The organism is Burkholderia sp. NRF60-BP8 (genome assembly GCF_001522585.2).
In the GTDB taxonomy this organism is placed as follows: Bacteria; Pseudomonadota; Gammaproteobacteria; order Burkholderiales; family Burkholderiaceae; genus Burkholderia.
The window spans coordinates 1,741,675-1,765,524 of the sequence record NZ_CP013373.1 but is presented as its reverse complement, the minus strand read 5'-3'; the positions used below and the strand labels follow the sequence as shown (position 1 = coordinate 1,765,524).

The 23,850-nt window shown below is 69.7% G+C and carries 18 protein-coding genes and 2 riboswitches; of the genes, 7 read left to right on the top strand and 11 right to left on the bottom strand.

Going from position 1 to position 23,850, the window contains the following annotated elements:
* Nucleotides 1–2: 2 nt before the first annotated feature.
* Complete coding sequence (gene cobW, locus WS54_RS21540) at nt 3–1,082, bottom strand: cobalamin biosynthesis protein CobW (RefSeq protein WP_034207299.1); 1,080 nt, start codon at nt 1,080–1,082, stop codon at nt 3–5.
* Between the two features lie 329 nt (nt 1,083–1,411).
* Nucleotides 1,412–1,676: riboswitch (cobalamin riboswitch) on the bottom strand.
* Between the two features lie 152 nt (nt 1,677–1,828).
* Between cobW and WS54_RS21535 the strand changes: the two genes are divergently transcribed.
* The 5 genes from WS54_RS21535 (at nt 1,829) to WS54_RS21515 (ending at nt 7,512) form a co-directional block, all read left to right on the top strand.
* The gene (locus WS54_RS21535) at nt 1,829–3,967 is read left to right on the top strand and encodes a TonB-dependent receptor (protein WP_034207298.1); all 2,139 of its coding nucleotides are present in this window, start codon (nt 1,829–1,831) and stop codon (nt 3,965–3,967) included.
* Nucleotides 3,968–4,035: 68 nt separating this feature from the next.
* A riboswitch (cobalamin riboswitch) is annotated at nt 4,036–4,274 on the top strand.
* A 110-nt stretch (nt 4,275–4,384) separates the two neighbouring features.
* The gene (cobA, locus tag WS54_RS21530) at nt 4,385–5,194 is read left to right on the top strand and encodes a uroporphyrinogen-III C-methyltransferase (RefSeq protein ID WP_230624920.1); all 810 of its coding nucleotides are present in this window, start codon (nt 4,385–4,387) and stop codon (nt 5,192–5,194) included.
* Nucleotides 5,191–5,568, top strand: a complete 378-nt coding sequence (locus WS54_RS21525) for a cobalamin biosynthesis protein (RefSeq protein WP_034207297.1) — start codon at nt 5,191–5,193, stop codon at nt 5,566–5,568. The genes cobA and WS54_RS21525 overlap by 4 nt, the downstream gene beginning before the upstream one ends.
* Before the next feature lie 34 nt (nt 5,569–5,602).
* A complete protein-coding gene (cobO, locus tag WS54_RS21520; RefSeq protein ID WP_034207296.1) occupies nt 5,603–6,205 on the top strand; it encodes a cob(I)yrinic acid a,c-diamide adenosyltransferase in 603 nt (200 codons plus the stop codon).
* Between the two features lie 2 nt (nt 6,206–6,207).
* Nucleotides 6,208–7,512, top strand: coding sequence for a cobyrinate a,c-diamide synthase (locus tag WS54_RS21515; protein ID WP_034207295.1), 1,305 nt, complete (start codon nt 6,208–6,210; stop codon nt 7,510–7,512).
* A 37-nt stretch (nt 7,513–7,549) separates the two neighbouring features.
* Here WS54_RS21515 and WS54_RS21510 read toward each other — a convergent pair whose 3' ends face one another.
* Entirely contained in the window at nt 7,550–7,648 is a 99-nt protein-coding gene (locus tag WS54_RS21510) for a type II toxin-antitoxin system ParD family antitoxin (RefSeq protein ID WP_080747772.1), read from the bottom strand.
* 113 nt (nt 7,649–7,761) lie between these two features.
* Nucleotides 7,762–8,925, bottom strand: a complete 1,164-nt coding sequence (locus tag WS54_RS21505; RefSeq protein WP_059785711.1) for a M20 aminoacylase family protein — start codon at nt 8,923–8,925, stop codon at nt 7,762–7,764.
* A gap of 344 nt (nt 8,926–9,269) precedes the next feature.
* On the opposite strand from WS54_RS21505, the gene WS54_RS21500 reads away from it, so the two are divergent.
* Nucleotides 9,270–10,343: a type IV toxin-antitoxin system AbiEi family antitoxin gene (locus WS54_RS21500; RefSeq protein WP_034207293.1), complete on the top strand. Its 1,074-nt coding sequence runs from the start codon at nt 9,270–9,272 to the stop codon at nt 10,341–10,343.
* Complete coding sequence (locus WS54_RS21495) at nt 10,312–11,217, top strand: nucleotidyl transferase AbiEii/AbiGii toxin family protein (protein ID WP_059785708.1); 906 nt, start codon at nt 10,312–10,314, stop codon at nt 11,215–11,217. The genes WS54_RS21500 and WS54_RS21495 overlap by 32 nt, the downstream gene beginning before the upstream one ends.
* Nucleotides 11,218–11,259: 42 nt before the next feature.
* Here the strand turns inward: WS54_RS21495 and WS54_RS21490 are convergent, their stop codons facing one another.
* From WS54_RS21490 to WS54_RS21455, 8 genes are all read right to left on the bottom strand, one after another.
* A complete protein-coding gene (locus WS54_RS21490; protein WP_034207291.1) occupies nt 11,260–11,682 on the bottom strand; it encodes a PIN domain-containing protein in 423 nt (140 codons plus the stop codon).
* Nucleotides 11,679–11,942: a type II toxin-antitoxin system VapB family antitoxin gene (gene vapB / locus WS54_RS21485; RefSeq protein ID WP_052100282.1), complete on the bottom strand. Its 264-nt coding sequence runs from the start codon at nt 11,940–11,942 to the stop codon at nt 11,679–11,681. The genes WS54_RS21490 and vapB overlap by 4 nt, the downstream gene beginning before the upstream one ends.
* A 250-nt stretch (nt 11,943–12,192) precedes the next feature.
* Nucleotides 12,193–13,209, bottom strand: coding sequence for a GNAT family N-acetyltransferase (locus WS54_RS21480; protein WP_059785705.1), 1,017 nt, complete (start codon nt 13,207–13,209; stop codon nt 12,193–12,195).
* Nucleotides 13,209–14,048 carry a N(5)-hydroxyornithine transformylase PvdF gene (locus WS54_RS21475; protein WP_034207289.1) on the bottom strand — a complete coding sequence of 280 codons (840 nt, stop codon included), beginning with the start codon at nt 14,046–14,048 and terminating at the stop codon, nt 13,209–13,211. The genes WS54_RS21480 and WS54_RS21475 overlap by 1 nt, the downstream gene beginning before the upstream one ends.
* Before the next feature lie 88 nt (nt 14,049–14,136).
* Entirely contained in the window at nt 14,137–16,380 is a 2,244-nt protein-coding gene (locus WS54_RS21470) for a TonB-dependent siderophore receptor (protein WP_059785983.1), read from the bottom strand.
* 45 nt (nt 16,381–16,425) lie between these two features.
* Nucleotides 16,426–17,802, bottom strand: a complete 1,377-nt coding sequence (locus tag WS54_RS21465) for a lysine N(6)-hydroxylase/L-ornithine N(5)-oxygenase family protein (protein WP_059785703.1) — start codon at nt 17,800–17,802, stop codon at nt 16,426–16,428.
* A 32-nt stretch (nt 17,803–17,834) separates the two neighbouring features.
* Nucleotides 17,835–18,866, bottom strand: a complete 1,032-nt coding sequence (locus WS54_RS21460; protein ID WP_059785700.1) for a GNAT family N-acetyltransferase — start codon at nt 18,864–18,866, stop codon at nt 17,835–17,837.
* Nucleotides 18,856–23,841, bottom strand: a complete 4,986-nt coding sequence (locus tag WS54_RS21455; protein WP_059785698.1) for a non-ribosomal peptide synthetase — start codon at nt 23,839–23,841, stop codon at nt 18,856–18,858. The genes WS54_RS21460 and WS54_RS21455 overlap by 11 nt, the downstream gene beginning before the upstream one ends.
* Nucleotides 23,842–23,850 lie beyond the last annotated feature (9 nt).

The following is a 23,850-nucleotide window of genomic DNA, read 5'->3' as shown; positions in this document are numbered from 1 at the left end:
CGTTACGCCTGTTGCGGCTCGGCCGCGCACGCGGCGTCGAACGCGCGTTGCAGCGCGGCTGCGTCGAGATCCTCGCCGATCAGCACGAAGCGGCTCGCGCGCGTTTCGCCGTCCTGCCAGCGGCGGTCGAAATAGCTGTCGAAGCGGCGGCCGACGCCCTGGATCACGAGCCTCATCGGCGCGCCGGGCAGCGCGGCGAAGCCTTTCGCGCGATAGATCGTGTGCGCTTCGACCACGCGCTGCAGCGCGGCGATCGTCGCTTCGCGCGTGCCGGCGTCGCCCGACACCACCACCGAATCGAAATCGTCGTGATGGTGATCGTGATCGCCGTCGTCGGCCGCACCGTGATGGTCGTGACGCAGGTGGATCGTGTCCTCCGATGCCGACTCCAACCCGAGCAGCATCGCGAGGTCGAGCTCGCCGCGCGTCGCGCGCACGATCTTCACCTGCGGTGGGATCTCGTCGCGGATCGCGGTTTCGATCCGCGCGAACTCGGCGTCGCCGACCAGGTCGGCCTTGTTCACGATCACGAGATCGGCGGACGACAGCTGATCGGCGAACAGTTCGTGCAGCGGCGATTCGTGGTCGAGATTCGGATCGGCGCGGCGCTGCGCGTCGACGGCCTGCGGGTTTTCCGCGAACTGGCCGCTCGCGGCGGCCGGCCCGTCGACGACGGTCACGACCGCGTCGACCGTGAAGCTGTTGCGGATCGTCGGCCAGTTGAACGCCTGCACGAGCGGCTTCGGCAGCGCGAGACCCGACGTCTCGATCAGCACGTGATCGATGTCCGCGCGGCGCTCGACGAGCGCTTCCATCACCGGATAGAACTCTTCCTGCACGGTGCAGCACAGGCAGCCGTTCGCGAGTTCGTACAACTGGCCCGATGCCTCGCCCTGAGCATCGTCGCAGCCGATGCCGCAGCCCTTGAGGATTTCGCCGTCGATGCCGAGCTCGCCGAATTCGTTGACGATCACCGCGATGCGGCGGCCTTCGGCGTGCTGCAGGATATGGCGCATCAGCGTCGTCTTGCCGCTGCCGAGAAAGCCCGTGACGATCGTGACGGGAAGCTTGCGTAGGGTCATGGTAGGTCCTGTGACGGGAATGGAATCAGGCCGGGGGCGTCGCGTCGGTGGCGGCGCGGCCATTCACGGGACGGGACGCGGGAAGATCGCCGCGCGGTCCGGCCGGACAGCCGCAGGACGGGCGGAACAACGAATCGGGCATGGTGCTTCCTTGCGAACGGTCGACATCGTGAATGTCAACACGGCTGCCGCCGGCCCCGCCCCGCGCCGCCTGCCGTTCGCCACGGCGGCCACTCGCGTGCGCGCGGCGGCAGATGGACGAAGGAAGCGTCGAACACCGGGCGTCGGGCCTGCTGCGGCCGTGGACGATGCGCCGCCTCCCCGCGGCGCTGAACCCCAACGTTTAGGCCGGTATCCGGGCTGACGAACACGCCGCTTCGCCTTCCCGGATACGCGCGGCATCCAGTGGCGGTCGTCCGCATGCGCGGGGCATGCGGCGAAGCGGCGCTGCATCGCGCTGCGCGCGACACGTTCGCTTACCGTTGCGGGGGCAGCACAGGTTGGCTCGACTGCGGCGCAGGCAGGCTTCCTGTTTCCCGTTTAACTGCGTGCGCCGGAGCGGCGCGCGCGAGCACCAAAACGCGTGCGAGTGTAGGCGGCGGTGCGGGGAGCGTCAAGGCGAGCGGTCGGCGGCAAACGCGAATGATTGTCGTTTTCAACTTCGTAAGATAAACTTCGCCCGATAACGAAGCCAACCATCACGCAACGGCCATGTGAGGCAATCACTCAGTCATCCTTAAATTTCCATGTCGAAACGACAGATATCCGGGCGGCGGTTTCCTGTGCTGGCCCTGTCGCTGTGCTCGATCGCCTGCGTTGCTCCCTGCCCTGCCCCGGCGGCCGAGTTCGACGACGAGCTGCCCGCGCTCGAGGTGCGCAGCCGACGCCATCCGAACGATCCGCGCGCCGAAAGCGTGAGCACGGCGACCCGCACCGCGAGCGATCCGCGCGACGTACCGCAAACCATCGACAGCGTCCCGGTCGAGGAAACGCTGTCCTATGGCGGCCGCACGCTTGCCGACGCGCTGGCCGGCGTGCCGGGTGTTTCCAATACGTCGGATACGCGCTTCGATGCGTTCCGCATCCGCGGCTTTTCCGCCGCGGGCGACCTGCTGCTCGACGGCATGCGAGACGACGCGCAATACGTGCGCAGTCTCGGCAATATCGAACGCGTCGAAGTGCTGAAGGGACCGGCCGCGGCGCTGTACGGGCGCGGCAGCGGCGGCGGCGTCATCAACCGGATCACCAAGCAGCCGTTGCCGGAAAACTTCGGACATGTGTCGGCGGCGACCGGAAGTTACGGACGGCTCGGCGCATCGGTCGATCTCAACCGGATGCTGTCGAGCGCATGGAGCATGCGGCTCAATGCGGGCCGCGAACACGCAGGCAGCTTCCGCGACCACGTCGACGGCACGCGCCAGTACGTCGCGCCGTCGATCAAATGGCAGGACGCACGGCGAAGCTGGCTGCTGCAGTTCGAATACGACACGTACCAACGCGTGCCCGATCGCGGCATGCCGGCGCCGGTCGCCGCGATCGACGCGGCCGGCAGGCCGATCGCGTTCTCGCTGCCGTCCGCGCCGCGCGCGACCTTCTTCGGCGCGGCGGACCGCGACACCGTCCGCGACAAGAACATGAACGGGCGCTCGGTCGTCACGTACGTGCTCGACGGCGACTGGACACTGCGCCATACACTGGGCGTGCTGGATTTGCACAGCACCTTCGACAATACCTACGTCACGCAAAGCTACGTCACGAAGCCGCGCGACTACCGGCGCGTGCAACGTGCGCGCTATCTGCAGGACATGACGCATCTCAACGTGCAGACCGGCGTCGAATTGAGCGGCAAAGTCGCGACCGGGCCCGGCTTGCATCACCTGCTGTTCGGCATCGAATACGGCTGGCAGAAACGCAGCCCGACGCTCTGGCAGGCCGATGCGGCGCCGGTCCCGATCACCGGACCGGATCGTCTCGCGCCGGCCGGCGCGGCGCCGCGCCCGTATGCGATGAACCGCCATCGCGTCAGCGACTACGCGATCTTCGCGCAGGATCGCATCGACCTCGGGCGAGCGTGGAAACTGCTCGGCGGCCTGCGCGCGGAACGCTTCGACGTCGATTCGACCAACGCGCTGAACGGGCTGCATGCGCGGCGCACGACGACGGCATGGAGCCCGCGGCTCGGCGTCGTGTGGTCGCCGGTTGGCGCGCACAGCGTGTATGCGTCGTACAGCAAGAGCTTCGCGCCGGTCGGCGGCGACCTGATCGGCATCACGCCGGACGCGCGCGGCAACGCCAACGATCTCGGCCCGCAATACAACCGCCAGTACGAGATCGGCGTGAAAAGCGACTGGCGCGATGGCGCACTGAGCACGACGCTCGCACTGTTCCAGCTCGATCTGTACAACCGCCGCGTCGCCGATCCGGTTCGGCCCGGGTTCTTCGACCTCAACGGCCTCGAGCGCAATCGCGGCCTGGAACTGGGCGTCGCCGGCCGGCTCGCGGGCGACTGGTTCGTTCGCGGCGGCATCGGCTGGCAACACGCACGGGTGGTCGACGCCGAGCCGAAGTACGCGGGCAAGCGGTCGGCGGGTGTGTCCGGGTCGAACGGCAGCCTGTTCGTCGGCCATGCGCCGCTGCGCGGATTTTTCGCCGAACTCGGGCTGGTGTACGAAGGGGCGCGTTACGCCGATCGCGACAACCTGCTCGAACTGCCCGCATACGTCCGCTGGGACGGCAAGGCCGGATATCGCACGCGCGACCTCGAGGTGACGCTGGCGGCCGTCAACCTGACCGATCGCGACTATTACGCGAATGCGACGGGCCTCGCGCAGATCATGCCCGGTTCGCCACGCACGTTCACGCTGACGGCGGCGTACAAGTTCTGACCTCGCGGGCCGCGCCGACGCCTCGCGCGACCGGTCCGCCGGGCAGCTCGCGCTTGGCACGCCTGTGCTATCGTATGCGCCGCGTTCGGTGCTCGCATGCGCATTCCGCGCATGCAGTTAAACGGGAAACAGGAGGCGGATGTCCGCCCGGCCTGTGCTGTCCCCGCAACGGTACGCCGCCCGCGCAACGCGCTTTTTTCGCACGTGCGCCCAGGCCGCCCGCGATGCCACTGCCCTTCGACCGGGCGGGAAGGCTGCGGTCTGGCAAGCGGCCAGCCCGGATACCGGCCGACGCAAGGGGCGAGCGCGATGCTCGCCGAACGCCCGGTCCGCGGGGGACGGATGGGGTGCGCATTCCACCCGCGTTCGCGCGGGTTTCGCCCGATCCGTCATGCACTGCCTGCTCGCCGGCCGCCGATGCGCCGCCCGCCTTCCCTGTTCCACTGTGTCGACACGGTGCGCGCCGTGCCGCGCGCGATGAGCCGCGCATGGCTCGTCGGCGCGGGCCCCGGCGACGCCGATCTGCTGACGCTCCGAGCCGTGCGCGCGATCGGCGCGGCCGACGTGCTGCTCGTCGACGATCTCGTGAACCCCGACGTGCTGCGCCATGCGCGCGCCGACGCGCTGATCGAGCACGTCGGCAAGCGTGGCGGCCATGCGTCGACGCCGCAGGCGGCGATCGTCGCCGCGCTGCTCGCGCACCTGCGCGCGGGCCGCAGCGTCGCGCGGCTCAAGGGCGGCGATCCGTTCGTGTTCGGCCGCGGCGGCGAGGAACTGGTCGCACTCGGCGCGGCGGGCTTTCCGGTGGAAGTCGTCAACGGCGTCACCGCGGGTATCGCCGCGCCGGCCGCGCTCGGCATCCCGGTCACGCACCGTGGCGACGCGCAGGGCGTGATCTTCGTCACCGGCCACGGCGCGGGAGCCGACGAGCCCGACTGGCGCGCGCTCGCGGCCACGCGCATGACGATCGTGATCTACATGGGCATCCGTCGCCTCGACGCAATTGCCGCGGCGCTGCGCGACGGCGGCCTGCCCGGCGATACGCCGTGCGCGGCGATCGAGAACGCCACGCGCCCCGAACAGCGCCACCTGCTCGCGACGCTCGATACGCTCGTCGAGCGTGTCGGTGCGGCCGGTATCGGTTCGCCGGCGATCGTCGTGATCGGCCGCGTCGCGGCGCTCGCCGACGATCCGGCGGTGCGTGCGGCGCTCGGCGGTTGCGCATGATGCGCGTCGCGCTCGGCATCGGCTTTCGCGCGGGCGTCACGGCCGCGCAACTCGATGCCGCGATCCGCGCCGCGCTCGCGCGCTACCCGGCCGCCGAACCGGCGCTCGTCGCGACGCTCGCCGACAAGGCACGCGCCCGGGCGCTGCGCACGCTGTGCGCACGCCGTGGCTGGCCGCTCGTCGCATTCGATGCGGCGCAACTCGCGAGCCGTCCGGAACTGGCCGCGAGCGGCCCGTCCGGCGCCGCGCTGGCGCGCTTCGGCATCGCGGGCGTGGCCGAGCCGTGCGCGCAGCTCGCCGCGCCGCACGGCCGGCTGCTCGGCCCCAAATCCATCCGGGACGGCGTGACGGTCGCGCTCGCCGGCCCGCTCTGAACCCGTTGTTTCGCTTTCGACAGGACGATTCCCGATGAAGACCGATTCCGAATCCCATCAGCGGATGGCCGAACGCCGCCGCGCCGGCCACGAGAAGAAGCAGGCCGCCGCCACGCAGGAAAAGGGCCTGCTGATCGTTCACACCGGCAACGGCAAGGGCAAGAGCACGGCCGCGTTCGGGATGGCCGTGCGCGTGCTCGGCCACGGCATGCGGCTCGGCGTCGTGCAGTTCATCAAGGGGGCGCTGCACACGTCCGAGCGCGACTTCCTCGGCGCGGTCGCGCAATGCGATTTCGTGACGATGGGCGACGGCTATACGTGGAACACGCAGAACCGCGACGCCGATATCGCGACCGCGCGCAAGGGCTGGGACGAGGCGCGCCGGATGATCGACAGCGGCGACTACCGGATGGTGATCCTCGACGAGCTGAACACCGTGCTGAAGTACGAATACCTGCCGCTCGACGAAGTGCTCGCGACGCTCGTCGCGCGTCCGGCGTCGGTGCACGTCGTCGTCACCGGGCGGCACGCGCCCGATGCGCTGATCGATGCGGCCGATCTCGTCACCGAAATGCGGCTCGTCAAGCATCCGTACAAGGAGCAAGGCGTGAAGGCGCAGCGCGGCGTGGAGTTCTGAGCATGCCGGCCTGCCCCGCGCTGTTCGTCAGCGCACCCGCGTCGGGCCAGGGCAAGACGTCGGTGACGGCCGGCCTCGCGCGGCTGCACCGCCGGCTCGGCCGCCGCGTGCGCGTGTTCAAGACCGGCCCCGATTTTCTCGATCCGATGCTGCTCGAACGCGCGAGCGGCGCGAGCGTGCATGCGCTCGACCTCGGAATGGTCGGCGAGGCCGGCTGCCGCGCCCTGCTCGCCGAGGCCGCGCGCGACGCGGACCTGATCCTGATCGAAGGCGTGATGGGGCTGTTCGACGGCACGCCGAGCAGTGCCGATCTCGCGGCCGCGTTCGGCGTGCCGGTCGTCGCGGTGATTTCGGCGAAGGCGATGGCGCAGACGTTCGCGGCGATCGCCTTCGGGCTCGCGCGGTTCCGGCCGGGATTGCCGTTTCACGGCGTGCTGGCCAATCGCGTCGGCTCGGCCCGGCACGCGCAATTGCTGCAACAGGCGTTGCCCGACGAGTTGCGCTGGCTCGGACACGTGCCGGCCGATGCGGGCATCGCGCTGCCGGAGCGGCATCTCGGCCTGCATCGGCCGGCCGATATCGACGATCTCGACGCGCGGCTCGATCGCGCGGCCGACGTGCTCGCGCAGACGGCGCTGGCCGACTTGCCGCCGACCGTCGCGTTCGCGGAACCGGACGCGGCCGCGCCGCTGCCGCGCGCGCTGGCCGGCAAGCGGATCGCGGTGGCGCGCGATGCGGCGTTCTCGTTCATCTATCCGGCCAATCTCGCGCTGCTGGATGCGCTCGGTGCGACGCTGCGATTCTTCTCGCCGCTCGCCGACGAACCCGTGCCCGACGATTGCGATGCGCTGTTTTTGCCGGGCGGCTATCCGGAACTGCATGCGGCGACGCTTGCCGGGAATGCCGCGACCGCGCGGACGATTCGCGCGCATGCGGGAGCCGGCCGGCCGATCGTCGCGGAATGCGGGGGAATGGTTTACCTGTGCGAATCGCTGACCGATGCGGATGGCTCGACGACGCCGATGCTCGGCCTGCTGCCGGGGCATGCGACGATGCAGCGCCGGTTCGCGGCGCTCGGCATGCAGCAGCTCGATACGCGCACCGGGCCGATGCGCGGTCATACGTTCCACTATTCGCGGCTCGCGACGCCGCTGGAACCGGTCGCGCGCGCCGCGCGCCCCGACGGCGCGCGGGACAGCGGCGAAGCCGTCTACCGGAGCAGCGCGATCGTCGCGACGTACATGCACATGTACTGGCCGTCGAATCCGGATGCAGTCGTGGCGTTGTTCAGCGGGGGCACGTTCTAGATGGTGGGATGCGGCGCTCGGATCGAGGCCGCACAGGTCATATCGGGATGGTGGGGCCGCTTTGCGACGATCGCACCTGCGCATCGACAAATTCGGCAAAGTGATCGCCAAGGGAAACGGATGTGTTTCGCGACATGAGTCATCTCCTTGGGATGCGGCCATCATGTACCAATTTTGGGTACATTTCGCGTTCGCCGCGCCGAAGCGGGGCCGATGGCCGGGTCGGTGCCGCGTGCCCCACCTCCTCCGTCACACCAGAAACGCCTCGGTCAGCTTGACCCAGTACGACGCACCGGTCGGCAGCGCCGCGTCGTTGAAGTCGTAGCCGGGGTTATGCACCATGCAGCCGCCCTCCCCGTCGCCGTTGCCGATGATCAGATAGCAGCCCGGCCGTTTCTCGAGCAGGAACGCGAAATCCTCGCTGCCGGTGAGCGGCACCATCCCATCGATCAAGTTGGCTTCGCCGACCCATTCGCGAGCGACGCCGCGCGCGAACGCCGTCATCTCCGCATCGTTCACGAGCACCGGGTAGCGGCGCTGGTAGTCGATCGTCGCGGTCGCGCCGAACACGGCCGCCTGCGCATGCACGACCTCGTTGATGCGCGTTTCGAGCAGGTCGCGCACCTCGGGCTTCAGCGCCCGCACCGACAGGCGCATCTGCGCGCGATCGGGAATCACGTTCGGCGCCTCGCCCGCATGGATCGCGCCGACCGTGACGATCGCCATGTCGAGCGGCGACACGTTGCGCGACACGATCGTCTGCAGCGCCAGCACGATCTGCGCGCATACGACGACCGGATCGATCGCCCGGTGCGGCACTGCGCCGTGACCGCCGCGACCCTGCACGTCAATGACGACGGTATCCGACGACGCCATGAACGCCCCCGGCAGGAAACCGAATTTGCCGGTCGGGAAGCCCGGCATGTTGTGCATCGCGAAGATCGCGTCACAGGGGAATTGCTCGAACAGCCCTTCGTCGAGCATCTTCTTCGCGCCGCCGAGCCCTTCCTCGGCCGGCTGGAAAATCAGGTTCAGCGTGCCCGAGAAGCGGCGTTCGCGCGCGAGGTGCTTCGCGGCCGCCAGCAGCATCGCCGTGTGGCCGTCGTGGCCGCATGCGTGCATCTTGCCCGCGATCGTGCTCTGGTACGGCAGGCCCGTCGCTTCGTGGATCGGCAGCGCGTCCATGTCGGCGCGCAGGCCGAGGCGTTGCTTGCCGTTGCCCACTTTCAACTGGGCGACGACGCCGGTGCCGCCGAGCCCGCGATGCACGGTGTAGCCCCACGACTGCAATTGCTCGGCGACGAGATCGCTCGTCGCGAATTCCTCGAAACCCAGTTCGGGATGGGCGTGGATGCGGTGCCGAATTTCGATCATTTCGTCGGCGAGGCCGGCGGGGATCACGCTGTGCGTCACGGTGTCGTCTCCTGATGGGCGATGGGGAACATGCAGGCAACGATAGTCGATTCGACAGCAACCGGGCAGACGGAAAGTCGTCGCGGTAGCAACTGATGGTTGCTATATAAAAATACGGCTCACGACGCACGGTGACCGGCCATCCGGACGACTGCCGCGGCCGATCCGGTCGCGCGAAACTGTGTGTCCTATCGCGAATTTTCGTGCAAGAGGGAGTGGTCGTGGCTATTTGCGCATCTGAAATACTGCCTTTACCTCAATGGTTTACGAGATTACGTTCACTCTTTGACGCTTGTACATTTTTTGTGTACGATGATAAAAAAGTGAACAAGCGATCCTCGTTGATGCCCAAGAACGCCACCCTCCCGATGTCGGAACAACAGGTGCTCGACGAAGCGTGCGCCGCGTTCGGCCGCGTCACCCCGCGCTTCAACGCGCGGCCCGTGCGCGTGCCGGCGGCATACCGCGCGCGCGCCGACGCGATGATTCGCTTCGACGTGGCCGGACAGGTCGTGGAGATGCCGGTCGCCGTGAGCCTTCGTGTCGAATCGCTGGCGGGCGCGCTCGCGGAATTGCGTCGCCGCGGTGGAGCCGCACACGTGTCCGGCGAGCGGCCGCTGATGCTGGTCGCGCCCCACCTTTCCGGCGAACTGGCCGGGGGCCTGATCGACCAGGGCATCCCGTTTCTCGACACCGCCGGCAACGTATGCCTGATCCAGCCGGAAGCGACCGTCATGATCGCGGGCCGGCCCAAACCTGCGCGCACGCCGCGCCGGCAGGCGTCACGCGCGACCACGCCGAAGGGGCTGGCCGTGATGTTCGCGCTTGCGACGCAGCCGGGCCTGGTCGCGCAGCCGTATCGGGGGATCGCCGCCGCGTCGGGCGTCGCGCTCGGCACGGTCAATCTCGCGATGGACGATCTGATCGCGCGCGGCCTCGTCGGGCAACGCCGCAACGGCGAGCGTCTGATTCCCGACTGGCCGCGCTTCGTACAGGAATGGGTCGCACTGTACCCGAGCCGCTTGCGTGCGAAGCTGCCGAGCCGCCGGTTTGCCGGCCTCGCGCCCGACTGGTGGCGCGGCTTCGATTTCGCGGCCTTCGATGCACAACTCGGCGGCGAGCCGGCGGCCGATCTGCTCACGCACGATCTGAAGCCGGCCGCGATCACCGTCTATACGCACGGCGCCGTGCCGAACGGCCTGCTGCTGCAGGGCCGCCTGCGTCCGGACGCGCACGGCGACGTCGAAATCCTCGAAGCGTTCTGGCCGCGCTCGCCGGCACTCGACTGGCGCGAGCAAGAGGTGCCGCTCGTGCCGCCGCTTCTGATCTATGCGGATCTCGTCTCGTCCGGAGACAGCCGCAATCTTGCCGCAGCCGAACACATCCATGACCGATACCTCGCCCACCCGCCCGCTTGAAGTCGATGCGAGCCGCCCGCTCGAGCCGGCAGCGGTGGCGCTGCTGCAGTCGGTTGGCGCGGCCTGCGCGCAGCTCGACGCGGCATTCGTCGTGGCCGGCGCGACCGCACGCGACATCCTGATGTGGCATGTCCACGGCATCCGGCCGGTGCGCGCGACGCGGGACGTCGACGTCGCGGTGTGCGCGGTCAGTTGGCCGTTTCATGCACGGCTCGTCGATACGCTCGTCGCGACCGGACAATTCGCCCGCGCGCCGAAGCATCAGCAAAAACTGCTGTTCGACAGCGGGATGCAGGGTTTTCGCACGGAACTCGACCTGGTGCCGTTCGGGCCGCTCGAAGCGCCGCCCGGCGAAATCGCATGGCCGCCCGGCGGCGACTTCGTGCTGAACGTGCTGGGTTTTCAGGAGGCGGTCGATACCGCGCTGACCGTGTCGATCGGCGCCGGCATCACGGTGCCGGTGGCGAGCCTGCCGGCGCTCGCGCTGCTGAAGCTGCTGGCGTGGAAGGACCGGCGCGCGCGCCAGAACAGCGACGCGTACGACCTGCTGTTCCTGCTCACGCATTTTCACGATGCGGGCAATCGCGAGCGCATCTGGGACGTCGCGCCCGACCTGCTCGAACGACATGGCTTTCAGCCGGAGCTGGCGGCAGCGGCGCTGCTCGCGCGTGACGCGAAACGGGCTGCGTCGCCGCACACGTACGACGCGATCCGCGCGCTGTTGTCCGACGACGCGACTTACGCGACGCTCGCGCAGGATCTGCAGGCCCGCGCGTTCGCGCTGTTGCCGGGTGAATTCAATGACGACGCCGACCGGTATCTCGATGCGTTCCGCGGTGGCTTCCTCGCGGATCCGCCCGTTCGTCGGGCATGACGGGCTGCCGCGCGACCGCAATCCCATCGTGCATTCGCTGCGTCATGCCGAGGCCGCCCAGTCTTCGAGCGGCAACCCCGCGACACGACTGAATTCGCGACCGTTGTTCGTGACGAGCACCGCACCGGCTGCGATCGCGTGGCCGGCGATCGATGCGTCGTTCGCGCCGATCGGCGTGCCACGGGCGGCGAGGTCGGCGCGAATCGCGGCGGTTGCATCGATCGCCGCGGTATCCCACGCCAGCACGCCGTCCAGCCGCGCGACAAAGCTCGTCACGAGGTCGGCATGCTTCGGCGATGCCTTTCTGCCGACTGCACCGAACCGCATTTCGGCATAAGTAACGGCCGATACGACGATCCGGTGCTGCGCGTTGACGCACGACTGCAACCGCGACAGCACCGCGGGCGGCCGCTCGCGCATGATGAACGAACAGATGTTCGTATCGAGCATGTAGAGCGTGGTCACCGGTTCGACTCCGTCGGCACATCGGCGTCGCCGGACAGGTCGAAGCGACCGGTTTCGACGACGGCCGGGCGTTCGGCGAGGAAATCGGCATCGGCCAGCGGTTCGTTCGCGAACGACAGCCACGTGGGGCGTACCGGCCGCAACAGCAGCGTATCGCCCTCGCGGCGGATCTCGAGTTCGGTGACCCCCTCGAACTCCATGTCCTTCGGGATGCGGATTGCCTGGTTACGGGCGTTCTTGAAAATGGAAACGGTGCGCATGAGCCACTCCATGGGAGTACGATGCGCCCATTGTAGACATATGCTGGCATATGTCAATTTGGCGGAATGCGAATCCGCCACTGCGTCCCACGCTGTCGAGGATGTCTGATTCATGCTGCCGGCCTGTCGTCGATGAGAGGAGCGATCCATTCTTCATGACGCAGGCCACGCGGTCCATATACCGGACGGCCAATGCATGCGCATCGCAAGGTCGCGCACACCGTCGCACCGACGCTGTGCGCCGCCCCCGTCATGGCAATCGGAAAGTGTCAAAGAACGTATCGCGCTCGATCACGGTGAGCGCCGCGCGCTTGTGCGGGAAATCGAACTCCTTCAGCGTGTAGAACCCGAGCCGATGCATGTACGCGATATGCCGCACATGGTCGACGCGCGGCTCGCCGACGAGCCGCTGCGTACGCGGTTCGTCGACGAACATGTAGTGCAGCACCCCGCTCCACCACGCATGCAGCTTGCCGGCGCTCTGGAAACGCGAGTCGCCGATCAGCAGGTGCAGCCCGCGATCGTAGTCGTGCGCATCGTAGAACGGCGCGAGGCGGTCCTCCTTCGCCCAGTAGAACTCGAAATAGCCGAACGGCGTGTCGTCGAAATAGCCGATCGTCGGGTGCATGTGCGGGTCGGCGAGCCGTTCGGCGAGATACGCCGCATGCTCGTCGCGCGTGCCGCGCTGGTCCCAGAAATGCGCGACACGATCGAGGTTCATCCACGTGCTGAACAGGTCCGCGTGCGCGTCGATGTCGACGGTGCGCAGGCTGAACGTCATGCCGACCTGCGGCATGGCGCGGGCATAAATCTCGCCGGCCGGCGACGGCGGCCGCACCGGATGCCGATGGCCGTTCGTGATCGCGTAGCGCAGCGGCATCCCGCCCGACGCGGGCGCCTTCAGCCACGGCCGCGGATTCTGCCAGAACGTCGTGCGCGACACGGTGAGCCGCAGCGTGTCGCCCGCGATCTGCGCGCCGTCGATCACGCCTTCGCGCACCGCACGCGCGACGTACGATGCCACGGCCGCCGCATCGGCGCCGCCGAGCGGCACCGAGATCGTCGCCGCATCGTGCCGCGTGTCGGTGTTGAACAGTGCGACGAAGGTCGCGAGCAGCGCGTCCGGCGCGTCGTCGGGCCGCCATGCGTCGAGCGCCTGCTCGACGACGGCCGCCGCCTGCCCGTGCGCGGCGCCGTCGAGCGCCGCGGCCACTTCACCTTCGACGGCGTCGGCCGCGCCGGCCGGTTTCGTCAGCGTGTCCTGCATCACAATGCTCCCGCGTCGTGGCGATCGGCGAGCACGTGCAGCCCGCGTTCGAGCGCCGGAAACAGGCTGCGCTGGAAGTTGTTCCAGCGCAGTTCGAGAATCGTGTCGTCCGGCGCGATCGGCGTGTCGAGCACGTCGCAGATCACCTCGCCGGAATCGATACCGTTGTCGACGTAGTGGAACGACGCGCCCGTCATCGTCACGGGTTCGACGGATGACGTCGCACCGGTGGCCCAATCGACCCGTTCGCCGCGTGCGCCGTGCAGCGCGTCGAGCGTCGCCCACGCGCCGCGCCGCTGGTACGGCGAATCGTCGGCCGTGATGCCCGGGTGGATGTTCGCGATGCGACGGTGAAAACGCGCGCCCGGCCGCACGAGCTCGTCGAGAATCACGAGCAGCCCGTCGAGCACGACGATGTCGGCGTCGAGTTCGAGCAGGCGCTCGAGCAGGCGGCGCTCGAATGCCTGTTTGCCGGCCACGCGCTCGCGCGCGTCGCGCGGCAGCCGCCGGTACGTCGATGCGATCGTGCAGAACAGTTCGTCGACGGGCCGGCCTTGCACCGTCAAGCCTTCCGGCAGGATCCACGGGCGGCCCGGCGTGCGTGCGAACCCGTAATCGGCCACTTTCGCGCGGTCGGACGGCGACCCGTCGTCGTCGTCGACGATCACGCCCTGGAGCGTGTAGCGTTCGCCGAGCGGCGAATCGTTCAGGCGCTCGACGAGGAATTCGAGCGGCGCCTTCATGTAGCGCGTGCCGCCGCGATAAGCGACCGGCTGGCCGGCGCGATCGGCCGCGCCGTTGCGCAGCGACTGGATGTAGACGAGATTTTTCTTCGGCATGGAGGCGTCGTGGAAAAAAGCGGACGAAGGCGCCGCGGCCGGCCCGCGCCGGCCACGAAGGCCGGCCGGCGAGCCGCGGCGCGCGACGTCACCAGTTGTATTTCGCGGTCGCGATCACCGTGCGGTCGGTCCCGAAAATGCAGACGTTCGTCGACTGGCAACCGCTGATGTAATGGCGGTTGAACAGGTTCGTCCCGTTCACGGCGAAGCGCCAGTTACGCATGTCGTAGTGCAGGCCCGCGTCGAACAGCGTGACGCTCGACACCGTCAGCGAGTTGTCGGCCGCACCGGCCGACGCGCTCTGGTAACGAATGCCGCCACCGAGGCCGAAACCCGCGAGCGGCCCCGTGTGCCACGTCCAGTCGGTCCACAGCGACGCCATCTGGCGCGGACGCGGAATATCGACCGGCCAGTTGTTCAGCGAGGCGTCGTTGGCCTGCACGTTCTTCACGTCCTGATAGACGTACGACGCGATCACCGAGAGGTTTCGCGTGAGCTTGCCGGTCGCGCTCAGCTCGATCCCGCGCGAACGCACTTCGCCCGTCTGCACGGACTTCGTGCCGGTGTCGTCCTGGCTCGGCAACGCCGGCGTGAGCACGTTGGTCTGGTTGATCTGGTAGATCGCCGCGTTGAGCATCAGATTCTTGCCGGGCGGCTGCCAGCGCAGGCCGGCCTCGATCTGCTTGCCGCGCGTCGGCTGCGGCAGCCCACCGCCGAGCAGGTTCACGCCGATCAGCGGATTGAACGACGTCGCATAGCTGACGTACGGCGACAGCCCGTAATCGCCCTGGTACGTGAGGCCGACGCGGCCGGTGAACGCCGTGACGTCCGCCTTCGTCGACGTGCCGGCCGCGCGGTCGTCCATTCGCATGTTGACCCAGTCCTCGCGACCGCCGAGCGTCAGCGTCCAGCGGTTCCACTTGATCTGGTCCTGCGCGTACAGGCCGAACGTGTTCATCGTCGTGTACGTGTTGGTGCGGAACGTGGTGCTCGGATCCGAGAACACGGCCGTCGTGACGGGCGTATACACCGGGTTGTACAGGTTCAGGGTTGGCGCGGCGGCCAGCCATTCGCTGTCGGTCGCGGTCTGGCGGTTGTACTGGAAGCCGAGCAGCAGCGTGTGCTGGAGCGGCCCCGTCGCGAAGCGGCCCTCGAGGTTGTTGTCGATGTCGAAGCGGCTGTAGTTCGTCTGGAACACGCCGGCCCAGCGATTGACGGTGGTCAGCGTGTCGTCCGAGAAGCCGTTGCCCCACACCGAACCGTTGTCGAGCGACAGGTGCATCAGGCGCGTGTTCTGACGGAACGTCCAGGCCGGCGTCAGGTTGCGCTCGAACTGGTAACCGACCGACCACTGCTTCTTGCGGTAGTAGTTGAAGTTGCCGTCGCCTTCGTAGATGTCCTTGTCGATCTGGCCGTTCGGGTTCGGCAGCACCGTGCCCTGCGCCGGCAGGAAGTTCGACGAGATGTCGCCCCAGTCCTGCAGGTAGGTCGCGGACAGCGTCAGCGACGTATCCGCGTCCGGACGCCAGCGGAACGACGGCGCGAGCGCGACGCGCTGGTCGTTGTTCGGGCCGGTCAGTGCGTTCCCGTCGCGCGCGACGCCGACGAACCGGTACGCATACTTGCCGTCCGGATCGAGCTTGTCGCCGACGTCGATCATGAACTGCTTGCGCGCATAGTCGCCGATCTGCACACCGGCTTCGCGCACGCGTTCGCCGTCGGCGAGCTTGGTGTGCACGTCGACGATCGCGCCCGGATCGCCCGCGCCGTACAGCACCGAGGTCGGTCCGCGCAGCACGCTGATGCTGTCGATCATGTACGGATCGACGCGCCAGCTCGCGAGGTTGATCGTGTTCGGCACCTGCAGCCCGTTCACGTAGGCGGTCGGCGTGAAGCCGCGCAGCGCCGCGTACCAGTCGGAGCGGTTGTCCGACCCGTACGACGAAAAGCCCGGCACGTAGCGCAGCGCCGCGTTCACGTCGGTGGCGCCGGTCATCTCGATCTGCTGCGCGGTGACGACGTTGATCGTCTGCGGGATCTCGTCGAGCGGCGTGTCGGTCTTGGTGCCGGTCGTGCTGCGCTTCGCGACGAGCCCGACCGTGCCGTCTCCCGCCGAGGCCGCGTTGACGGTGATCGCCGGCAGCGTGCCGTTTTGCGCGCCCGTCGACGGATTCGCCGTCGCGCCGTTTTGCGCACTGCTGGCCGACGCCGCGGCGCCCGCGTTCACGGCCGGCGCCGTCTGGGCGTAAGCATGCCCTGCCGCCGCCGTACCGAACGCCACGCTTGCCGCGGCTGCGATCGCACGCACACGCGTGCCTGTTGCCCACTCCATCTTCTTCTGCTCCACTTTTTCATGCGGTCTCCGACCGCGCCTTTGTCAAAGAGCGAAAGCCATCCGGCCCGCGCTCACCCCGTTGTTCGGTCGTTTTTCATGCGTTGCCCGGGCCGCGCCTTCGTCATGCGCGGACGCGATCCCGTCTTCGAGCGACGCGCAGATTTCGTCCGCGCGGCGCGCCAGTACCGACAGCAGCGTGTCGGACAGGCCGTGGCTGTCTTCGCAGCAGCCTTGCAGATAGATGCGCGGCGCGAAGTGCTCGGGCGTCGCGAGCAGGTAGTCGCGCGTCACGTCGCCGCGCGCGAGCGCATCGCCCAGATGCGGCGCGAGGCCTTCGAGCAGCGCCGAATGCGTGTCGCGCCGGTAGCCGGTCGCGAGCACGAGCGCGTCGAAGCGCTCGACGCGCGTGGCGCCGCTCAACCGGTCGCGCAACGTCAATTCGATGCGGCCGTCGGCGCCGCGCACCGCGGCCTCGATCGCGCTGTTCGCGAGCAGCGCATGACGCGGCGTGCCGTCGATGCGCTGCAGGTACAGCATTTCGTAGATCTGCTCGATCAGCGGCCGGTCGACCACCGCGTAGTTCGTGTCGCGATAACGCTCGAGCAGCGCGCGGCGCGCGTCGTGCGGCTGCGCATAGACGACGTCGGTGAATTCGGGGCTGAAGATTTCGTTGACGAACGGGCTGTCGTCGGCCGGCTTCAGCGCGCCCGCACGCATCACGAGGCTCGCGTCGACGTGCGCAAAGCGGCGCGCGAGATCGATGAACACCTCGGCCGCGCTCTGCCCCGCCCCGATCACCGCGACACGGCGGCGCTCGCCGTCGGGCGACGCGACGAGCCGGTCGATGTCGGCCAGGTACGACGACGAATGGATCACGCGGTCGCGGCCGAGCGCGGCGAACGCATCCGGAATCGCCGGCGTGCCGCCGACGCCGATCGACAGCGCACGCGTGACGCGCTGGCGCTCGTGGCCCGCCGCGTCGCGCGACAGCACGCGCAGTGCGTCGATCTTCGCCCCCTCGCCGCGCACGGGTTCGATCCCGAGCACGGTCTCGCTGTAATGGACGCGATCGTCGAACGCGTCGGCCACCCAGCTCAGGTAGTCGTGGAATTCGACGCGGGTCGGGTAGAAATTCTTCAGGTTGACGAATTCGTTCAGCCGGCCGCGTTCGAACAGGTAGTTGATGAACGTGTAGCGGCTTTTCGGATCGCGCATCGTGACGAGATCCTTCAGAAACGAGATCTGCATCCGGCAGTCGTCGAGCAGCATCCCGCGATGCCAGCCGAATTCCGGCTGGCGCTCGACGAAGCAATGGGCGAGCGTGCGCACGCCGCCGCGCTCCGCGAGGCGCACGGCCAGCGCCAGATTCGACGGCCCGAAGCCCACGCCGATCAGGTCGAATACGGTTTCTCTCTGCATGTCTCAGCTCCCTTGTCGGTGAATCCGGCCCGTCAGACGTGACGGCCGGAGAAGAACGTCTCGCGCAGCGTGCGCATCCACAGCGGCTGTGCGTCGGCCAGCGCGAGACGGCGCTGCCGCGCGAAGCCGTGCCGCGCGAGATGATCGGCAACCCGCGTGTGGCCGGCCGGAACGGCACAGCCGACCGCGTCGGTACGCAGGTCGTCGAGAAACAGGTAATGCACGACGGACGGCAGCCAGCCGGCCACGCGGTGCGGGCCGCGCCAGCGCGGCTCGCCGACCAGCATCCGCAGCCCGCGGTCGTAGTCGCGCGCCGCGACGTGCGGCGCGAGCGCGTCCTCCTTCAGCCAGAACGCCTCGAAATACGCGAACGGCTCGCCGTCGAAGCAGCCGACGAGCGGCGTGACGTGCGGATCGGCTTCCTGCGGGCCTGCCGCGCCGCATGGCGCGGGCCGTGCGCCCGGCCAGCCGTCGCGCACGCGCGGCTCGTCGAACCAGCGCGCGAGCCGTTCGGCGTCCTCCTCCGGCTGCCAGCCGCGCAGCGTGAAGCGCACGCCGAGCGCCGGCAGGTCGCGCGCGTAGACGTCGCCGCGCGGCGCGGGCGGCCGCCGCGGGTGACGCCGGCCGTCGGTCATCGTCGGCAGCATCGCGCATGGCACAAGCGCGCCGACGCGCCACAGATCGGCCTGTTGCGCCCAGCCGTCGCGCACGCAACGGCCGCCGTCGGCGAGCACGCCGCTCGCGCGCAGCGCGTCGAGCGCGACCGCCGGCCAGGCGGCCGGGTCGAGCCGGATCGCCGCGTGGCGCGCGCTGTCCGAGAACGCCGCGGCCAGCGCGGCCAGCAGCGCCCGCCGCTGGTCGGCCGGCGCCGCGCGATGGTTGTAGGCGACGAGGCGCAGCGCGCCGTCGTCGCCGAGCTGCGCGCGCAGCAACTGCGCGCCGATCCCGTCGCCCTGCGCGACGCGGATCTCCACGCCGTCGCGCACGGCGAAGAGGCCGTCCGCGAACGCGAGGCGGTAGGTATCGAGCATCGTGAATCCGTCCGGACGCACCTCAGCCAGCATGGCGCGCCTCCTGTTCCGTTTCCGCTCGCGCATCGAGCCGCGCGCCGAGCGCCGCGAGCGTCGGCGCCGCGAACACGTCGGCGATCGTCAGCGCGTGACCGGCACGGCTTGCGGCGTCGACGAAGCGCACGACGTCGAACGACGTCGCGCCGGCTTCGAACAGGTTCGCATCGGGCTCGGGGGCGGCCGTCGCGAACGTGTCCGACCACAGCGCGGCGAGCGCGGCAGCGGCACGCGACGCCATCGCGTGGTGCCGTGTCGCGCCGTCGGCGCGTGGGCCGAACGCGACATGCGTGTCCGCGCGCGCATCGGGCGCGCCGAGCGCGGCTTCCGACGCGCCGGCGAAGCGCGCGACTTCGTCGTGATACAGATCGACGAGCCCGTCGACGAAATCGCGCGCGAGCAGTTCGTCCGCATACGAGAACGCGGCGCTCACGCGGCCGTCCGGATGCTCGACGACGTCGAGCTCCAGCGTAAATACGACGCGATGGCGCACGTCGTCGAATTCGGTCAGCGACAGACCGGCCCAGTCGCGCGCGGCCGCCCCCGTCGGGCGCAGGTAGTTGAACATCACCTGGAACAGCGGATTGGCCTGCGCGGCTCGCGGCGCACGCAGCGCGGCCACGACGTCGGCGAACGGCACGTCGGCATGCGCATATGCGGCGAGCGCCGTGTCGCGCACCTGCGCGAGCACGTCCGCGCGACGGGCGGCCGGGTCGATCCGCGTACGCACGACGACCGAGTTGATGAACAGGCCGAGCGCCGCGCGGGCCGCGTCGCCCGTGAGCTCGCGCGTCGACGCGAGCACGCCGACCGGCTGGTCGGCCGCGCCCGTCGCGCGGAAAAGTGCGATATTGAGCGCCGCATGCAGCAGCATCGGCAACGTGGCGTGCGCGGCCGACGCGGCGTCGCGCGCGGCGCGAATCAGCGGCGCATCGAATTCGAACGCGATACGGGCCGCGCGCCATTGCGGTACGGCCGGCGCGTCGGCGCGCTGCGGCAGCACGCGCGACGGCAGATCGGCGAGCGCATCGCGCCAGTACGCGACACGCGCCGGATCGCACGGCGCGGGCAGCACGAGCGGCAAGGTCGACCGCACGGCTTCGGCGGCCGGCTCGGCGCTGCGCCGCACGCGGGCGACATAGCGGGCGCGCACCGCATCGAGCCATAGCTCGATCGACTCGCCATCCGACACGATGTGGTGAATCGTCACCGACAGCACGTGATCGTCCGCACCGAGCCGCAGCACGCGCGCGCGCCACAGCGGCGCGTCGGCCGCGAGGTCGAACGGGGCGAGCGCATCCGCGTCGGTCAGCGCGGCCGCGCGGGAGCGCGCATCCGCGTGGGACGACAGGTCGATCACCGGCAGATCGACGGCGACGTCCGCGTCGATCCGCTGGCCCGGCAGCGCGCCGTCACGGACGACGAGCCGCGCACGCAGCGCCGGATGCACGGCCGCTGCGTCCGAGAACGCCGCGCGCAGTGCGTCGACATCGAGCGGGCCGCGCACGCGCAGCGCGACCGGAATGTTGTACGCGGCGCTGTCCGGTTGCGCGCGCCACAGGAACCACAGGCCGACCTGCGCGGGCGACAGCGGCCATACGCCGTGCGCGTCCGGTTTGACCACCGCGACGCCCGGCGCCGCGGCGAGCGCATGCCCGGCGCGTGGCGCATCGGCCACCTGCAGCGCGTATTGCGCCAGCACGGGCGCCTCGAACAGCGCACGCACCGGCACGTCGCGGCCGAGCCGTTCGGCCACGCGCGTCGCGACGCGCACGGCCGCGAGCGAATGACCGCCGAGATCGAAGAAGTGATCGCCGCGGCCGACGCGCTCCAGATTCAGCACGTCGCACCAGATCGCCGCGAGCGCGGCTTCGTCGCCGTCGTGCGGCGCCTCGTACGCCCGTTCGACACGCACGGGCGCCGGCAACCTCGCGCGGTCGACCTTGCTGTTCGCGTTGCGCGGCAGCGCGTCGAGCACGATCAGTTGCGCGGGCACCATGTAGTCGGGCAGCGTGCGGCGCAGGTGCGCGTCGAGCGTCGCGGCTTCGACCGGCTGCGCGGCTGCCTGCGCGTCGGCGGTCAGTTCGACGTACGCGACGAGTTGCGCGAGCGCGCCCTGCCCGTGCACGACCGCGCATGCTTCGCGCACCGCGTCGTGCGCGGCGAGCTGCGCTTCGATTTCGCCGAGTTCGATGCGCAGGCCGCGCAGCTTCACCTGGTGATCGACGCGGCCGATGAAATCGAATACGCCGTCCGCGCGGCGTCGCACGAGGTCGCCGGTCCGGTACAGCCGCGCGCCCGGCGCGCCGTACGGATCCGGCACGAAACGCTCGGCCGTCAGCGCCGGGCGGTCGAGGTAGCCGCGTGCGACGCCGATCCCCTCGCCGCCCAGATACAGTTCGCCGATCACGCCGACCGGCAGCGGATGCAGCCGCGCGTCGAGCACGTGCGCGGTGCGCGCGCCGACCAGCGTGCCGATCGGCAGATACGCGGCGTCGCCGAGCTTCGCGAGATCGTCGCCGGGACGGAACATCCACAGCGTCGGCGTGATGACCGTTTCGGTCGGGCCGTAGCCGTTGACCACGCGCACGTTCGGCAGCGCACGGCGCAACATCGCGAACGCCTCGCGCGACGTGGCCTCGCCGCCGACGGTCAGCGAGCGCAGCGTCGGCGGCGCGCCGTGCGCGAGCGCCCATTCGGCGAGCTGTGCCGCGCAGCCGGGCGGCACGTAGGTCATCGTCACGCCGTCGCGGATCATCATCGCGCAGGTCTGCGCGGGCGGCCACAGCACGTCGGCCGTCACCGACACGGCGGCGCCCGACATGTATTGCGAAAACCAGCCTTCGTGCGCACCGTCGAAATTGACCGACTGAAACAGCAGGAACACGTCGTTCTCGCCCGCGCCGTAACGCTCGGCGATCGCCGCGCAATGCCGCGCGAACGACGCGTGGTCGACGATCACGCCCTTCGGCTTGCCGGTCGAGCCCGACGTATAGATCGCATAGGCCGCGTGACCGGGCAGCACGTCCGGCAACGCGACGTGCGCGGCTTCGTCGAGCGCATCGATCGCATCGGCGCGCCACACGCGCAGCGCCGGCAGTTCGGGCAGCGACGCGGCGCTCGCGGCGTCGGTCAGCACGTGCGCGATGTTCGCGTCGCCGACGATCTGCGCCAGCCGTTCGCGCGGGTGAGCCGGATCGAGCGGCACGAACGCGGCGCCCGACTTCAGCACCGCGATCAGCGCGACGAGCAGGTCGACCGAGCGCTGCAGCGCGACGCCCACGCGCATCTCGGGCCGCACGCCGGCCGCCACCAGATGGCGCGCCAGGCGCGCCGCGCGGGCATCGACTTCGCCGCGGGTCAATGCCCGATCGACATCGGCGACGCCGCGTGCGTCGGGCCGCGCGTGCGCATGCGCGGCGATGCGCGCATGCACCGGCACGAACGGCTCGGCAGCGGTCGCACCGGCCGGCGCGTTCCATGCGAAGAGCTGCGTGCGTTCGTCGGCAGGCAACCAGTCGAGATCGCCGATCGGCCTGTCGGGGCGCGCGAGCGCATCGGTCAGCAGCGTGACGAAGCGCGCGGCCAGCCGTTCGATCGCATCGGCGTCGAACAGGTCGAGCGCGTAGATGAAGGCGGCGTCGAAGGTGCCGTCCGGCGTCGCTTCGACGGACAGCGTCAGGTCGAATTTCGCGGACGGCGTGCCCGACGGCAGCAACGCGGCCGACGCCGCGCCGAATGCCGGCAGCGCGCGGCGTTCGCCGTACGCGGCCATCACCTGGAACAGCGGATGGTGGCTTGCGCTGCGCGGCACGCCGAGCGCGTCGACCACCTGCTCGAACGGCACGTCCTGGTGCATCTGCGCATCGACGAGCGCGCGCTGCGTCCGCGCGACCAGCGACGAGAAATCGCCGTGCGCGGGTACGTCGACGTCGATGGCCAGCGTGTTGACGAAGAAGCCGATCAGGCTCGCGACTTCCGCGCGCTCGCGATTCGCGGCCGGCACGCCGACGCAGATCCGTGCGTCGCCGGTCGCGCGCGCCAGCAGCGCGTCGAGCGCCGCGAGCAGCACCGCGAACGGGGTCGCGCCGGACGCGGCGGCGAACGCGCGCAACCGCGCGCCGATGCGCGCGTCGAGCGAAAACACATGACGCGCGCCGCGCGCACTGCGTCGCGCCGGCCGCGCGGCCGCGCCGGGCAGCGTCAGCACGCCGCGCTGCGGATCGAGCCGCTCGCGCCAGAACGCGAGCTGACGGTCGCGCTCGCCGGCGTCGAGCCAGCGGCGCTGCCACAGCGCGTAGTCGGCGTACTGGATCGGCAGCGGCGCGAGCGGCACCGGCTCGCCCGACGCATACGCGCGATAGAACGCCGCGAGTTCGTCCAGCATCACGCCCGACGACCAGCCGTCCGACACGATGTGATGCACGGTGAGAGCGAGCCAGTGATGCGTCGCGTCGAAGCGAATCAGATGCGCGCGCACGAGCGGCGCCGTGCCGAGATCGAACGGCTCGACTTCGTCGGCCGTCGCGAGCGCTTGCGCGCGCGGCACGCGCTGCGCATCCGGCAACGCGTCGAGATCGGTTTCGCGCCACGGGCAGCGCAACGGCGCGCGGATCGTTTGCGCGACGCCGTCCTGCGCTTCGTCGAAGGTCGTGCGCAGCGCCTCGTGGCGCGCAATCAGCGCATCGCAGGCGAGACGCAGCGCATGCACGTCGAGCGGGCCCGTCAGCGCCAGGCGCTCGGTGATGTGGTACGCGTCCGGCGCATCGATCAGCCGCGCGTGCAGCCACAGACGCGTCTGCGCGAACGACGCCGGCACGCGGTCGCTGCGCGGCGTGCGCGGCGGGATCGGCAGCACGCGGAAGTCGATGCCGGCCGCGCCGAGCTTGTCGATGAAGACCGCGCGCTGCGCATCGGGCAGTTGCGCGAAACGCGTCGCGAGCGCGAGCCAGTCGGGTTGAACCTTCGTCATCCGTCGTCC

What these genes read in the sequence shown, in the direction of transcription:
- cobW (WP_034207299.1), bottom strand. Translation starts at nt 1,082, where the DNA reads ATGACCCTACGCAAGCTTCCCGTCACGATCGTCACGGGCTTTCTCGGC.
- WS54_RS21535 (WP_034207298.1), top strand. Translation starts at nt 1,829, where the DNA reads ATGTCGAAACGACAGATATCCGGGCGGCGGTTTCCTGTGCTGGCCCTG.
- cobA (WP_230624920.1), top strand. Translation starts at nt 4,385, where the DNA reads ATGCGCCGCCCGCCTTCCCTGTTCCACTGTGTCGACACGGTGCGCGCC.
- WS54_RS21525 (WP_034207297.1), top strand. Translation starts at nt 5,191, where the DNA reads ATGATGCGCGTCGCGCTCGGCATCGGCTTTCGCGCGGGCGTCACGGCC.
- cobO (WP_034207296.1), top strand. Translation starts at nt 5,603, where the DNA reads ATGAAGACCGATTCCGAATCCCATCAGCGGATGGCCGAACGCCGCCGC.
- WS54_RS21515 (WP_034207295.1), top strand. Translation starts at nt 6,208, where the DNA reads ATGCCGGCCTGCCCCGCGCTGTTCGTCAGCGCACCCGCGTCGGGCCAG.
- WS54_RS21510 (WP_080747772.1), bottom strand. Translation starts at nt 7,648, where the DNA reads ATGTCGCGAAACACATCCGTTTCCCTTGGCGATCACTTTGCCGAATTT.
- WS54_RS21500 (WP_034207293.1), top strand. Translation starts at nt 9,270, where the DNA reads ATGCCCAAGAACGCCACCCTCCCGATGTCGGAACAACAGGTGCTCGAC.
- WS54_RS21495 (WP_059785708.1), top strand. Translation starts at nt 10,312, where the DNA reads ATGACCGATACCTCGCCCACCCGCCCGCTTGAAGTCGATGCGAGCCGC.
- vapB (WP_052100282.1), bottom strand. Translation starts at nt 11,942, where the DNA reads ATGCGCACCGTTTCCATTTTCAAGAACGCCCGTAACCAGGCAATCCGC.
- WS54_RS21480 (WP_059785705.1), bottom strand. Translation starts at nt 13,209, where the DNA reads ATGCAGGACACGCTGACGAAACCGGCCGGCGCGGCCGACGCCGTCGAA.
- WS54_RS21475 (WP_034207289.1), bottom strand. Translation starts at nt 14,048, where the DNA reads ATGCCGAAGAAAAATCTCGTCTACATCCAGTCGCTGCGCAACGGCGCG.
- WS54_RS21470 (WP_059785983.1), bottom strand. Translation starts at nt 16,380, where the DNA reads ATGGAGTGGGCAACAGGCACGCGTGTGCGTGCGATCGCAGCCGCGGCA.
- WS54_RS21465 (WP_059785703.1), bottom strand. Translation starts at nt 17,802, where the DNA reads ATGCAGAGAGAAACCGTATTCGACCTGATCGGCGTGGGCTTCGGGCCG.
- WS54_RS21460 (WP_059785700.1), bottom strand. Translation starts at nt 18,866, where the DNA reads ATGCTGGCTGAGGTGCGTCCGGACGGATTCACGATGCTCGATACCTAC.
- WS54_RS21455 (WP_059785698.1), bottom strand. Translation starts at nt 23,841, where the DNA reads ATGACGAAGGTTCAACCCGACTGGCTCGCGCTCGCGACGCGTTTCGCG.